This window comes from Lentibacter sp. (genome assembly GCF_965657785.1).
Lineage (GTDB): Bacteria > Pseudomonadota > Alphaproteobacteria > Rhodobacterales > Rhodobacteraceae > Lentibacter.
This window is the reverse complement of sequence record NZ_CBFHPP010000023.1, coordinates 1-12,463: the sequence shown is the minus strand read 5'-3', so window position 1 is coordinate 12,463 and position 12,463 is coordinate 1. Positions and strand designations below refer to the sequence as shown.

The following is a 12,463-nucleotide window of genomic DNA, read 5'->3' as shown; positions in this document are numbered from 1 at the left end:
AGCTCGCCTGTCGGGGGCGAATTGTCAATCTGATTTGGCGTGGCTGCGGCGCTTGGCGCGGGGGCGTTGCCACGCGACCGCGACGAGAAGGAGCGCGAGCGCGAGCGCGGGCCAGTCGCCAGTTGTGCCATAGAGCGTGCGCGGCAGGCGCTCTGGCAGGGGCACGTCGATGAAGCCTTCCTGGCCCAAGGGGATCGAGGCGAGGAGGCGGCCTTGGGCGTCGATCACGGCAGAAATGCCTGTATTGGCAGCACGGATCAGCGGGAGGCCTTGCTCTATGGCGCGCATACGGGTTTGGGAGAGGTGCTGCTGGGGGCCCGAGATTTGGCCGAACCATGCGTCATTGGTGATCTGGAGAAGGTGGGTTGCGCCTTCATTGAGGGCGGCGGAATAGGCCGGGAAGATGGCTTCATAGCAGATCAGCGGCGCGAACTGGCCGAGGCTCCCAAGCGTGAGAAGCTTGGGGCCAGAGCCTGCGGAGTAGCCGTTGCCTGCCTGTGCGGCGAAGCTTGTGATGCCAAGGGCTGCGAGGCTGTCGCCGAGGGGCATATATTCGCCAAAGGGGACGAGGTGATGTTTGTCATAGAGTGTTTCGACGCGGCCTGTTTCGCCAAGGACGATCAGGGAATTGTAATAGCGCCAGCCATCGACGCGCTGGATCCCGAGGACCACGGGCACATCGCCTGCGGCCTCTGATATCCGCTCCAGCGCCTGTTCGGCGTTTTCCAGAACCCAAGGCACGGCTGTCTCGGGCCAGACGATCAGATCGGGGCGCTGGCCTGTATCGGTTGCGGCGCGGGTGTAGGCGAGCTGGCGTTCAAAGAAGAAGCGGGCGAGGGCGGGATCCCATTTTTCGTGTTGGGCGGCGTTGGGCTGAATGAGGCGCACAACCGCTGCACCCGTGGGCGCGCTTGTGTCTTTTTGCAAGAGTGGCGCGGCGGCAAGCGCTGCGAGCACAGCCAGAAAGGGCAGATTGCCTGCGCGTGGCAGTCGCGCGGGGCGGGTGGCAAGCGAAACGGCTGTCCCGAGCGCCAGAAGCGTGAGGCCGTGGGGGCCAATATAGGCCGCATAGAGCGCCATTGGGCTTTCAGACCAGATGTAGCCGAGCATGGCCCATGGAAAGCCTGTGAGCAGCGAGGCGCGGGCCAGTTCGGCTAAGGCGAGCGCGCCGACAAAGGCGAGGCGGCCACGGCCATGGGCAAAGCCTGCGGCCGCGCCCCAGAAGAGCGCGAGGCCAGCAGACATAAAGAACAGCGCGAAGGGAGCCATCCAACCATTGACCCAAGGCTCGATCAGGAAGGGTTCGACAATCCAGATGAGGGCGAGGGCAAAGTAGCCTGTGCCTGCGGCCCAGCCGATCTGCGCGGCGGCGCGGCGGCTTTGGGCGGCGCGCGTTATTAGAAAGACGCAGGCCAGCGCCACAAGCGCAAGAGGCCAGAGGCCAAAAGGCGCAAGGCCAAGGCTCGTGATCAGGCCGGCAAGCGCCGCCAGAAGCATTTGGCGCGCAACGGGCTGCTCAGAGAGCCAAGGCAGCGGATCAAGTGGCCGCCGCATTGCCGCTTTTTTCGGTGGTGGGGGGCGGGGCTGATGTGGCTGTTTTGGGGGCCGCTGCCGCTGCTGCGGCGCGGGCCACGTGATCGGGGAGGCGCACGCGCAAGCGCTTGATGCGGCGCGGGTCGGCATCGACGACCTCAAACTCAAAGCCTTCGGGGTGTTTGACCACTTCGCCGCGCACGGGCACGCGGCCTGTGAGCATGAAGACAAGGCCTCCGAGGGTCTCGACCTCTTCGCCATCGACCTCGTCAACCTCGGTCAGGGGCAGGCCGATTTCGTGTTCGAACTCATCAAGCGGCGTTTTGGCGAGGGCGAGGTAGCCGCCTTTTTTGTCTTGGGTGAAATAGACGTCTTCTTCGGCGTCGTGTTCGTCTTCGATTTCGCCGACGACTTGTTCGATCAGGTCTTCAATGGTCACGAGGCCGTCAACGCCGCCGTATTCGTCAATCACCAGCGCCATATGCTTGCGTTCGGCCTGCATCTTGGCGAGCAAAACCCCGATCGGCATCGAGGGTGGCACAAACATCAGCGGGCGCACCAGCGCCTTGAGCGAAAAGCGGCCCTTGGCGGCAGAGCCGTTGAAGCCGTGCTGAAGCGCGAAATCCTTGAGATGGGCCATGCCGATTGGGCTGTCGAGCGTGTCTTCATAGACGGGCAGGCGCGTGAGGCCGCTTTCGCGGAATACGGTCACAAGCTCGTCTTTGGAAATGCTGGTAGAAACCGCAACGATATCGGCGGCAGGGACCATCACATCCTCGACCGCCATGCGGCGCAGGTTGAGCACGCCATGGGCAATGCTCGGGGTATTGCTCTGACGCGAGGGGGGCACCGGTGCGTTGGCATCAGCGGGGCTGAGAGCACGGATGATGCGGGAGAAGAACCCTGATTTAGGTCCCGGGTGTGGATCGGCCTCGGGGGCAGGCTGCGCGCTTGGCGCTGCGCTAGAAGATCCGTCTTGGTTGTCGCCCATTGTGTCTGTGTGTCTTTCTTGAAGGGGTGCTTTCGCGATACTGTGATCAATATGGGTTAGCAATGCCCATTTTGCCAAGTATTTCTACCTCAAGACCTTCCATCAACGTGGCATCTTGGTCACGGATGTGATCATAGCCCAATAAATGAAGGGTGGCGTGGGCGATGAGGTGGGTGATGTGGTCGCTTAAGGGCTTGGCGTGTTCGGCGGCTTCGCGGGCGCAGGTGTCATAGCTGATGGCGATATCGCCCAGAAAGAGCGCACCGTCGGACGCGTGCGGGTCGGCCCCGGGGGGGGAGGGCGCGGCGCCGTCGTCTTCGGCGGCGAGGTCCTGATCGGGCCAGCTGAGCACATTGGTGGGCGCGGGCTTGGCGCGGAACGCGGTGTTGAGGGCGGCGATGCGGCTGTCATCACAGGCGAGCAGGGCGATTTCATAGGCGGCAGGCGCAAGGCCGAGATGGGCCAACGTGGCGCTGGCGGCGGCCTCTGACAGAGCGGGCAGGCTGGCGTCGCGCCAGCGGGGGTCTTCTATGAGCAGATCAATGAGCATACGCGCTGACTAGCTGTTTGTGCGGGCGGGATAAAGAACAATTGCGTGACGGGGCTGGGGGGACTCATACCTGATTAAAGTAAATAGGTATGATCGGCGGGCCGTCTGGGAGATCGAATTTGCTTTGCAAATCCGATCAGCTGGGGGACCCGTCCCCCAGACCCCCTGAGATATTTGAAGCAAAAAGAAAGGGGGCTTGGGGATTTGTGATGGGGCTCATCTTCAGCCCAGCGGCGCGTCGGCGTCATAGGCTTTGATGATGGCGGCGACGAGGGGGTGGCGGACCACATCATCGGCTGTGAAGTAGTTGAAGCTGATGTTCGGGATGCGCTTGAGGAGGCGTTCGGCCTCTGTGAGGCCCGAGGTGATATGGGCGGGCAGATCGACTTGGGAGCGATCGCCTGTGATGACCATGCGGGAGCCTTCGCCGAGGCGGGTGAGGAACATCTTCATTTGCATGGCGGTGGCGTTTTGGGCCTCGTCGAGCACCACAAAAGCATTGGAGAGCGTGCGGCCGCGCATGAAGGCCAAGGGTGCGATTTCGATGCGTTTGTCCTCGATCAGCTTGGCGAGCTGTTTGGCGGGCAGGAAGTCGTTGAGCGCATCATAGAGCGGCTGCATATAGGGATCGACTTTGTCTTTCATGTCACCGGGCAAGTAGCCGAGCTTTTCGCCCGCCTCCACAGCGGGGCGCGACAGGATGATACGATCGACATGGCCTTCGATCATCATATTCACGCCGACCGCCACCGCGAGGTATGTTTTGCCCGTGCCTGCGGGGCCAATGCCAAAGCCGAGTTCGCTTTTGAACAGGTTCTGGACATAGGCCTTTTGGGCATCAGTGCGCGGCTCGACGGTTTTTTTGCGGGTGCGGATTTCGACGCGGCCTGATTTGAACATTTCGAGCTGGTCTGCGGGGGCGGCGGCGGCGCGGGCCTCATCGGGGCTTGTTCCCATGCGATATTCGCGGTCGATGTCGGCAGGCTCGACAGGGCGGCCTTCCTCGAGGCGTTCATAGAGCGTGGTGAGGACGCGGGCGGCGGCCTCTGTGGCAAAAGCGTCGCCGATGACGGCGAGGTGATTGCCGCGGCGCAGGATTTGAACGCCGCTTTTTTGCTCGATGTCGGCAAGGTTGCGATCAAATTCGCCGCAGAGTTCTATGAGCAAGCGGTTGTCCGGGAAGTCGAGCAGGACTTCGCCAAGGGTGTCTTGCTCTTTGGGGGGAATATCCGTGCCTGCGGGGGGGAGTGTTGTCGCGGTCAAGCCAGTCTCCTGAATGTGCTTTCGGGTGTTTGGGGGAGCTTGACAAAGCTGCCCCCCAAATACAACAGGCCACGGTGCGTTTGCACCATGGCCTGAGCATCTTTTGGCTTGAGAGGCGCGCTCTTAGAGCGGATCATTGATTGTTTGATCGCCTTTGTAGGGGCCGATGGCCGTGTTGGGCGGCGCGATGCCGGAGCAGACGGGCTTGCCGTAGGGGTCAAGGCGTTGGGAAAGATAGCCTTCGATGCCGTCGTCGATGATCCAGTGGTCACAGCCGTTTGGATCCACCCAGATACCGGCGACGAGGTTTGAAAGATGTTCTTCTTCGGCGCCTTGGCCGTAGTCGAATGTTTTGTCGTTGGCGACGCGGCCCTGGCCGCCTTCGCCGGAGAGGATAGCAACTGCGCCCTCGGCACAGGCTGAGACGAGAAGCGCACTTGAAAGGAGCGCTGCGATTTTCAATTTAAGCATAATCCAGCTCCCCTTAACGCACACAGATGATTTCGACACGGCGATTTTTGCTCATGCCGCCGGCTGTCTTGTTGGAGGCGACAGGCATACGCTCGCCGTATCCGCGGACATCGGCGATCCGTGCGCCTGTCGATTTGGCCACAGCGGCGACCGCATTGGCGCGGTTGTAGCTGAGCTTCATGTTATATTCATCAGAGGCGCGGCTGTCGGTGTGGCCGGCAATGATGAACGAAGTTGCTTTTGCGCTGCGGAAGAACTCTTGCAGCCGCGCAGCACCCGAGGCGCTGATGCGATGTGAGTTTGTTGCGAAGAACTGGTCTGAGTTCATGACGCCGCAAACATTGCCACGGTGGCACACGGGGATCCCCTGACGTGTGGTATGGGGAGACATATAGCCCTCAAAACCGTCATCCATGACCCAATGTTCGCACCCGTCCGGATCAACCCAAATTGTTGGTGCATATCTTTCGCCCGTTACGGTGCGCGTTCCTTGCTGTGCGTCTGCCGCTGTGACTGTCATCACGGCGCCCAGAGCGAAGGCAGCAAGGCTTGTTACTGATTTGGAAATCAAATTAGCCACAGCCGGTGTCCCTTAAATTGTTAAACCCCAATCAGGCCCTTAAGTTTGGTTTGGCAGCCAAGGGCGCTGACGACTCTTTATGAGGACAGTCTATCAAGAATGTTAAACTTGTGAAGCGCAGAAATTACAATATCTTGTGGTATGAAGGCGTTCGGAGGCAATTTTCAGGTGTTTTCCCCAAATGTGCCCCCTGAGCCGAACCAATTTTAGACAGAGTATTGGTATTTTGCCAGAATCAGGCGACGACCAGTTCGCCCGCCAGAGAATTGCGCACGCTTTCGATGATTCTGACGCGGGCGATTGCGCCACGGGGCAGATCACAGTTCTTGACGTGAACGGCGTGCAGATAGCCTGTCTTGCCCATCATCTGGCCTTCAAACTTGCCCGGCTTCTCAAAGAGCACGTCAAGCTCGCGGCCAAGCATTGTATCCTGAATGGCTTTTTGCTGATGCGCGATCAGCGCTTGCAGCTCTTGCAGGCGGGCGTCGGCCACGGCGGCCTCGACTTCGGGGCGCTCGGCGGCGGGCGTTCCGGGGCGGGGCGAATATTTGAACGAAAAGCCCTGACCGAAGTTCACTTCGCGGATAATGTCGAGCGTGTCGGCGTGGTCCTGATCGGTTTCTTCGGGGAAGCCGACGATAAAATCGCCCGAAATCAGGATATCGGGGCGGGCCTCGCGGATGCGCTCGATCAGCTTGAGATAGCTGTCGCGTGTGTGGGAGCGGTTCATGCGTTTGAGGATCTTGTCAGAGCCTGACTGCACGGGAAGGTGCAGATAGGGCATCAGTTTGTCGCAGGTGCCATGGGCCTCGATCAACTCGTCTGTCATGTCGTTGGGGTGGCTTGTGGTGAAGCGGATGCGCTCCAGCCCGTCAATTTTATCAAGCTTCCAGATGAGCTGGGCGAGAGTCGCCTCGGAGCCGTCGGTGCCAAAGCCGTGATAGGCGTTGACGTTCTGGCCCAGAAGCGTGATTTCGCGCACGCCCCGCTCCACAAGGTCGCGGGCCTCTGTGAGGATACGATCAACAGGGCGGGAGACTTCGGCGCCGCGTGTATAGGGCACAACGCAGAAGGCGCAGAACTTGTCGCAGCCCTCCTGCACTGTGAGAAAGGCCGTGGGGCCGCGCGCGGCCTTGGGGCGGGCGGCGAGATGTTCGAATTTGTCGTCCAGCGGGAAGTCTGTATCGAGGGCTTTTTTGCCCTCTTGTGTGAGGGCCTCAAGCTCTGGCAGGCGGTGATAGCTTTGCGGGCCGACCACCAGATCAACCATCGGCTGGCGACGGATGATTTCTTCGCCTTCGGCCTGAGCAACGCAGCCTGCGACACCGATCTTGAGATCGGGGCGGGCGTCTTTGAGGGGCTTGTAACGGCCCAGTTCGGAATAGACTTTCTCGGCGGCTTTTTCACGGATGTGACAGGTGTTGAGCAGGATCATATCCGCGTCGTCCGGCGTATTTGTTTGCTCATAGCCTTTGAGGGCTTCGGCCATGCGTTCGCTGTCATAGACATTCATCTGGCAACCATAGGTCTTGATGAAGAGCTTTTTGGGGGGTGTCATGGGCGTGTATCCTGCGTGCGCGAATTTGGCCGCTAGGTAGCGAAAATGCTGCCCACTTGCAATGCACGATGAATTAACCGATTCTGCCCCAAAAACGGGTTTATGAGTATGCAGATTAGTTTTTCCGGTCTTGAGAGCTTTATCAAAGAGGGGGCAGGCTTTTTGAGCAAAGGGCCGGTTGCGCTGGTCTTTGCGGAGGATGAGGCCGAACTGGACACCACCTTGCGCCATCATCAACAGCTCGGGTTTCGCCGTGTGATCGGTTTTATGCCGAAAGAATTCCCGCTGGCGGCCGATCTGGCGGATACGGTTGTGCGGGTCCAGTATGATATGCGCTGGGATGCGGCGCTCAGCACGGCTGTGAATGCCGTGATCGAGGCGGCGCAGGGGCAGTGGCTCTATTATTGTTTCAATGCGGAGTATCTGTTTTATCCGTTTTGCGAAACGCGGGTTGTGGGGGAGATGCTTGCGTTTCACACCGAAGAGCGGCGGGATGCGATGCTCACCTATGTGGTGGATCTTTATGCCGGAGATCTGGAGGCTTATCCAAGCGCGGTGTCGCTGGACAGCGCTTATATGGACCGCTCGGGGTATTACGCCCTCGCGCGGCCCGATGCGGCCAACCACAATCACCCCAAAGAGCGACAGCTCGACTTTTTTGGCGGGCTGCGCTGGCGCTATGAGGAGCATATCCCTGTGCCGCGGCGCAAGATTGACCGCATTGGCCTGTTTCGGGCCAAGGCAGGGCTGCGCCTGCGGGAGGATCACACGTTTAACGACGAGGAATACAACACCTTTGCCTGCCCGTGGCACAACAACCTCACGGCGTCGATTTGCTCGTTTCGCACCGCCAAGGCGCTCAAGCGCAACCCCGGCTCGACCTTTGATATTCACAGCTTCAAGTGGCACAACTCGGTGCCGTTTGAGTGGCACTCGCGCCAGCTGCTTGACTTGGGCTTGATGGAACCGGGGCAGTGGTTTTGAGCGGTTAGGCGTAGACCTCCTTCGGCGGCTCGGCTAAAACCCCTGAGAAATTTCTCGGGGATTGATATGTCATCACACGGCGCGGCACTTCCAATGCTTTCACGCAAATGCACAGGCCTGACAGGCGAGGCCCATGTGCCGGGCGATAAGTCGATCTCGCATCGCTCGCTGATCTTGGGGGCTATGTCTGTGGGGGAGACCCGCATCACAGGGCTTCTGGAGGGCCAAGATGTGCTCGACACGGGGCGCGCTATGACCGCGTTTGGCGCGGAGGTGGAAGACCTCGGGAGCGGCAACTGGCGGGTTTATGGCGTGGGTGTGGGCGGCTTTGCAGAGCCTGAAAACGTGATTGATTGTGGCAACTCGGGCACGGGCGTGCGCCTGATTATGGGCGCGATGGCGACCACGGATATAACAGCGACCTTCACGGGCGATGCCTCGCTCAATTCGCGCCCGATGGCGCGGGTCACGGACCCGCTGGCCTTGTTTGGCGCGCGGGCCTACGGGCGGCGCGGCGGGCGCTTACCAATGACGATTGTGGGCGCGGCTGATGCGGCACCTGTGCGCTACACTGTGCCTGTGCCGAGTGCGCAGGTGAAATCGGCTGTTCTGCTGGCGGCGCTCAATGCGCGCGGCGAGAGCCAAGTGATCGAGCGGGAAGCGACGCGCGACCACACCGAGCGGATGCTCGCGGGCTTTGGCGCGACAATCGAGACGGAAGAGACAGCCGAGGGCCGCATTATACGCCTTCAAGGGCAGCCTGAACTGAAGGCGCAAGACATCACTGTGCCGCGCGACCCAAGCTCTGCCGCTTTCCCCGTTTGTGCGGCGATCATCACCGAAGGCTCGGATGTGCTTGTGCCCAATATTGGCCTGAACCCGACGCGGGCGGGGCTGTTTACCACATTGCAAGAGATGGGCGCGGACCTCACCTATGAGAATCTGCGCGAGGAGGGCGGCGAGCCTGTGGCCGACTTGCGGGCCAAATTTTCGCCCAACCTCAAGGGGATAGAGGTTCCGCCTGCGCGGGCGGCGAGCATGATTGACGAATATCCTGTGCTCTCTGTTGTGGCTGCCTTTGCCGAGGGGCGCACCGAGATGCGCGGTGTGAAAGAGCTTCGGGTGAAGGAAAGCGACAGGATCGACGCGATGGCCCAAGGGCTGCGCGCGGCGGGTATTACCGTCGACGAAGGCGAGGACTGGTGGGCTGTTGAGGGCCGTGGGCATGGCAATGTGACGGGCGGCGCAACGGTTGAGAGCCGTCTTGATCATCGGATTGCGATGTCTTTCCTGATCCTCGGGATGGCGAGCGAGAGGCCTATGCAGGTGGATGATGGCGGGCCGATTGCCACGTCATTCCCGATCTTTGAGAGCCTGATGGGCGGGCTTGGCGCCGTGATCGAGCGGGTGTGACATGAGCTTTGCGATTGCCATAGACGGGCCGGCGGCGGCGGGGAAGGGCACTATTTCCAAGGCTGTCGCGGCGCATTTCGGGTTTGCGCATCTGGATACGGGGCTTTTGTATCGGGCTGTCGGAGCGAAAGTTTTGCTTGGGGTTGACCCGATTGAGGCGGCGCGGGCGCTTGTGGCGGAAGACTTGAACGCGGATGACCTGCGCACCGCGGACGTGGCGCAGGCGGCGAGCCGTGTGGCTGTGATTGGGGAGGTGCGCGCCGCTTTGGTTGACTTTCAGCGCGCGTTTGCGCGGCGGGCTGGCGGGGCCGTTTTGGACGGGCGCGACATTGGCACGGTGATTTGCCCTGAAGCCGAGGCGAAGCTCTTTGTGACCGCCAGTGCCGAGGTGCGCGCAGCGCGACGCCACGCGGAGCTATTGGGACGCGGTTCTGAGGAAAGCTTTGACACCGTTTTGGCCGATGTGAAAGAGCGCGACGCCCGCGACGCGGGCCGCAGTGAAGCGCCGATGGTTGCGGCGGCGGATGCTGTTTTGATTGACACCTCAAACATGAGTATCGAGGCCGCTGTGGCGGCGGCGATTGCAGCCGTGGAGGCGGCCCGAAAATGACACCACGCAAGCTTGGCAAACACGGCCCAGAGATCAGCGCCATCGGCTATGGGGCGATGTCTTTTTCGGACTTTTACGGCGCAACGAGCGAGGCGGAAAGCCACGCCATCCTTGATCACTGTCGTGATGTTGGGCTGACCCATCTCGACACCTCCAACATCTACGGTATGGGGCGCTCTGAAGAGGTGATCGGGAGCTACTTTGCGGCCCATTCCGAGGCCAAGAGGGAGTTTGTGATTGCGACCAAGGCGTCGATTGCGCGTGACGAAAGTGGCAATCGTATTTTTAGAAATGATCGCAAGCACTTGGAGGAAGAACTTGATAAATCACTTCAACGCATGGGGGTTGATCATGTGGGGCTGTTTTATGTCCATCGCCGCGATCCGAATGTGCCGATTGAAGAGGTGACCGAGAGCCTCGCGGCGATTGTGAAAACGGGCAAGGCGCTCGGCTTTGGCTATTCCGAAATCGCGCCGAGCAGCCTGCGCCGCGCGGCGAAAGTGGCGCCTGTGAGCGCGGTGCAATCGGAGTATTCTTTGAGCACGCGCAGCCCCGAATTGGGCCTTGTGCAAGCCTGCGCGGAACTGGGCACAGCGCTTGTGGCGTTTAGCCCTGTCGGGCGCTCGCTTCTGACCGATGCGCCGCTGAGTTTTGAGACGGTTCAGGGGCTTGATTTCTTGCGGGGCAATCCACGGTTTATGAGCCCGAATTACGAGGCGAATGTGAGCGCGGTTGAGGCGTTTCAGGCTTTGGCGCGCGAGATGGGGCTGAGTGCGGCGGGGCTGGCCAACGCCTGGCTTCTGGCGCAGGGGGATCATGTGATCCCGATCCCGGGCACGCGGTCTGTTTCGCATTTGAGCGATTGTTTGCAGGGGCGGGACGTCAGGCTGACGCCTGAAGATCTGGCGCGGATCGAGGCGATCTTGCCTGTGGGCTGGGCCCATGGCGACCGATACTCAGAGGCGCAGTGGGTTGGGCCTGAGCGCTATAGTTAAGGGCAGATTGACGGCCTGATGTGCAGATTAGGCGGACTGCTGTTAATGATTTGTTAAGGCCATTGGCCTATCCTTATGTCAATGTTGTCAGTGAGGATATTATGAGAATTTTGGTGTTGTGCTTGGGTGCACTGATGGGGCTGGCCGCCTGCGGCGACGTTCCGAAACAGGATCCGATCGTTTCGGCCTACAACGGCGACAGTGTGAATATCATCCAGCCGCTTTTTGCCAGCTATTCGGACGAAGAGCTTTTGGCCAAGGCCGATAGCATCTGTCAGCGGGGCAGCAAGAAATTTGCCGAGCGTGTCTCCTCGCGCAACCTGCCCGAATATCAGGGGACAGAGTATTTATTTCTGTGTCTTACAAAGCGTTAATCCGACCAAGGCGGGGGAGCGCTGCTCCCCCGGGTTTCAAAAGCGTAGGCTTTTGAAACCTCCCCCTCGGGATATTTTGAGAAAGAGGAAGCCAGTCGGAAGCCTGTCGTTTGCAGAGCAAAAGAAGGGCTGGGGCTTGCCTTTGGGGCGGGAGCGTTATATACGCGCGACTGTCGAATAAGGCGGGGCTACCGCAGGACAGAATGAGCAGGGTCGGACACCTCCGGCCCTCTTTGTTTTGAAAGCGGCCAGCTCTGTCTGACCAATAGAAACCCGAAGACCGGCGGAGACAACCGCACGGCCAGAAACACTTAAAAGGAATGAAACGCCACATGGCTAGCACAGTATCTATGGAAGACTTCGAAGCGCTATTGAATGAAAGCTTCGAAATGGACACGCCCGAAGAGGGCTCTGTTGTCAAAGGCAAGGTTATCGCGATTGAAGCGGGCCAAGCCATCATCGACGTCGGCTACAAAATGGAAGGCCGCGTTGATCTGAAAGAATTCGCAAACCCGGGCGAAGCTCCTGAAATCGCTGTTGGCGATGAAGTGGAAGTCTTCCTGCGCTCGGCTGAAAACTCGCGCGGCGAAGCGGTTATCTCACGTGAGATGGCGCGCCGTGAAGAAGCATGGGACCGTCTGGAAAAAGCATATGCTGACGAAGAGCGCGTTGATGGCGCGATCTTTGGCCGCGTCAAAGGCGGCTTCACAGTTGACCTCGGCGGCGCCGTGGCCTTCCTGCCCGGCTCACAAGTTGATGTGCGCCCCGTGCGCGACGCTGGCCCGCTCATGGGCCTCAAGCAGCCGTTCCAGATCCTTAAAATGGACCGTCGCCGTGGCAACATCGTTGTGTCACGTCGTGCCATTCTGGAAGAATCACGTGCCGAACAGCGTGCAGAAGTCATTGGCAATCTTGCTGAGGGCGATTCTGTTGACGGTGTGGTCAAGAACATCACCGAATACGGTGCGTTTGTGGACCTTGGCGGCGTAGACGGCCTTCTCCACGTGACCGACATGGCATGGCGCCGTGTGAACCACCCATCAGAAATCCTCACAATCGGGGAAACTGTGAAGGTTCAGGTCATCAAGATCAACAAAGAGACGCACCGCATCAGCCTCGGCATGAAGCAGTTGCAAGACGA

13 protein-coding genes are annotated in these 12,463 nt (G+C 60.0%); 6 read left to right on the top strand and 7 right to left on the bottom strand.

The features are described 5' to 3' along the window. Window positions 1-24: 24 nt before the first annotated feature. The 7 genes from lnt to miaB all read right to left on the bottom strand — a co-directional run bounded on the left by lnt (window position 25) and on the right by miaB (window position 6,946). Complete coding sequence (lnt, locus tag ACTF58_RS11325) at window positions 25-1,554, bottom strand: apolipoprotein N-acyltransferase (protein ID WP_438992084.1); 1,530 nt, start codon at window positions 1,552-1,554, stop codon at window positions 25-27. Then, a complete protein-coding gene (locus ACTF58_RS11320; RefSeq protein ID WP_438992083.1) occupies window positions 1,538-2,524 on the bottom strand; it encodes a hemolysin family protein in 987 nt (328 codons plus the stop codon). The genes lnt and ACTF58_RS11320 overlap by 17 nt, the downstream gene beginning before the upstream one ends. A 46-nt stretch (window positions 2,525-2,570) precedes the next feature. Further along, window positions 2,571-3,074 (bottom strand): rRNA maturation RNase YbeY, encoded by a 504-nt coding sequence (gene ybeY / locus ACTF58_RS11315; RefSeq protein WP_438992082.1) that lies wholly within the window; start codon window positions 3,072-3,074, stop codon window positions 2,571-2,573. Window positions 3,075-3,296: 222 nt separating this feature from the next. Continuing rightward, window positions 3,297-4,301 carry a PhoH family protein gene (locus ACTF58_RS11310; protein WP_438992106.1) on the bottom strand — a complete coding sequence of 335 codons (1,005 nt, stop codon included), beginning with the start codon at window positions 4,299-4,301 and terminating at the stop codon, window positions 3,297-3,299. Window positions 4,302-4,460: 159 nt separating this feature from the next. Beyond that, a complete protein-coding gene (locus tag ACTF58_RS11305; RefSeq protein WP_438992081.1) occupies window positions 4,461-4,808 on the bottom strand; it encodes a hypothetical protein in 348 nt (115 codons plus the stop codon). Window positions 4,809-4,821: 13 nt separating this feature from the next. After that, a complete protein-coding gene (locus tag ACTF58_RS11300) occupies window positions 4,822-5,328 on the bottom strand; it encodes an OmpA family protein (protein ID WP_438992105.1) in 507 nt (168 codons plus the stop codon). Between the two features lie 295 nt (window positions 5,329-5,623). Continuing rightward, on the bottom strand, window positions 5,624-6,946 hold the full coding sequence (gene miaB / locus ACTF58_RS11295) for a tRNA (N6-isopentenyl adenosine(37)-C2)-methylthiotransferase MiaB (protein WP_438992080.1): 1,323 nt from the start codon (window positions 6,944-6,946) through the stop codon (window positions 5,624-5,626). Window positions 6,947-7,048: 102 nt separating this feature from the next. On the opposite strand from miaB, the gene ACTF58_RS11290 reads away from it, so the two are divergent. The 6 genes from ACTF58_RS11290 to ACTF58_RS11265 all read left to right on the top strand — a co-directional run. Next, the gene (locus tag ACTF58_RS11290; RefSeq protein WP_438992079.1) at window positions 7,049-7,930 is read left to right on the top strand and encodes a hypothetical protein; all 882 of its coding nucleotides are present in this window, start codon (window positions 7,049-7,051) and stop codon (window positions 7,928-7,930) included. Between the two features lie 66 nt (window positions 7,931-7,996). Continuing rightward, the gene (aroA, locus tag ACTF58_RS11285) at window positions 7,997-9,343 is read left to right on the top strand and encodes a 3-phosphoshikimate 1-carboxyvinyltransferase (protein WP_438992078.1); all 1,347 of its coding nucleotides are present in this window, start codon (window positions 7,997-7,999) and stop codon (window positions 9,341-9,343) included. A gap of 1 nt (window position 9,344) precedes the next feature. After that, window positions 9,345-9,953 (top strand): (d)CMP kinase, encoded by a 609-nt coding sequence (cmk, locus tag ACTF58_RS11280; RefSeq protein WP_438992077.1) that lies wholly within the window; start codon window positions 9,345-9,347, stop codon window positions 9,951-9,953. Further along, a complete protein-coding gene (locus tag ACTF58_RS11275) occupies window positions 9,950-10,948 on the top strand; it encodes an aldo/keto reductase (protein WP_438992076.1) in 999 nt (332 codons plus the stop codon). The genes cmk and ACTF58_RS11275 overlap by 4 nt, the downstream gene beginning before the upstream one ends. Before the next feature lie 101 nt (window positions 10,949-11,049). Beyond that, window positions 11,050-11,322 carry a hypothetical protein gene (locus ACTF58_RS11270; protein WP_438992075.1) on the top strand — a complete coding sequence of 91 codons (273 nt, stop codon included), beginning with the start codon at window positions 11,050-11,052 and terminating at the stop codon, window positions 11,320-11,322. 332 nt (window positions 11,323-11,654) lie between these two features. Next, window positions 11,655-12,463: S1 RNA-binding domain-containing protein (locus ACTF58_RS11265; protein ID WP_438992074.1), on the top strand; the 809-nt coding region annotated here is incomplete at its 3' end.

Bases quoted from the DNA above. Each gene is read 5' to 3' on its own strand.
- lnt (WP_438992084.1), bottom strand. From the start codon at position 1,554: ATGCGGCGGCCACTTGATCCGCTGCCTTGGCTCTCTGAGCAGCCCGTT.
- ACTF58_RS11320 (WP_438992083.1), bottom strand. From the start codon at position 2,524: ATGGGCGACAACCAAGACGGATCTTCTAGCGCAGCGCCAAGCGCGCAG.
- ybeY (WP_438992082.1), bottom strand. From the start codon at position 3,074: ATGCTCATTGATCTGCTCATAGAAGACCCCCGCTGGCGCGACGCCAGC.
- ACTF58_RS11305 (WP_438992081.1), bottom strand. From the start codon at position 4,808: ATGCTTAAATTGAAAATCGCAGCGCTCCTTTCAAGTGCGCTTCTCGTC.
- ACTF58_RS11300 (WP_438992105.1), bottom strand. From the start codon at position 5,328: ATGACAGTCACAGCGGCAGACGCACAGCAAGGAACGCGCACCGTAACG.
- miaB (WP_438992080.1), bottom strand. From the start codon at position 6,946: ATGACACCCCCCAAAAAGCTCTTCATCAAGACCTATGGTTGCCAGATG.
- ACTF58_RS11290 (WP_438992079.1), top strand. From the start codon at position 7,049: ATGAGTATGCAGATTAGTTTTTCCGGTCTTGAGAGCTTTATCAAAGAG.
- aroA (WP_438992078.1), top strand. From the start codon at position 7,997: ATGTCATCACACGGCGCGGCACTTCCAATGCTTTCACGCAAATGCACA.
- cmk (WP_438992077.1), top strand. From the start codon at position 9,345: ATGAGCTTTGCGATTGCCATAGACGGGCCGGCGGCGGCGGGGAAGGGC.
- ACTF58_RS11275 (WP_438992076.1), top strand. From the start codon at position 9,950: ATGACACCACGCAAGCTTGGCAAACACGGCCCAGAGATCAGCGCCATC.
- ACTF58_RS11270 (WP_438992075.1), top strand. From the start codon at position 11,050: ATGAGAATTTTGGTGTTGTGCTTGGGTGCACTGATGGGGCTGGCCGCC.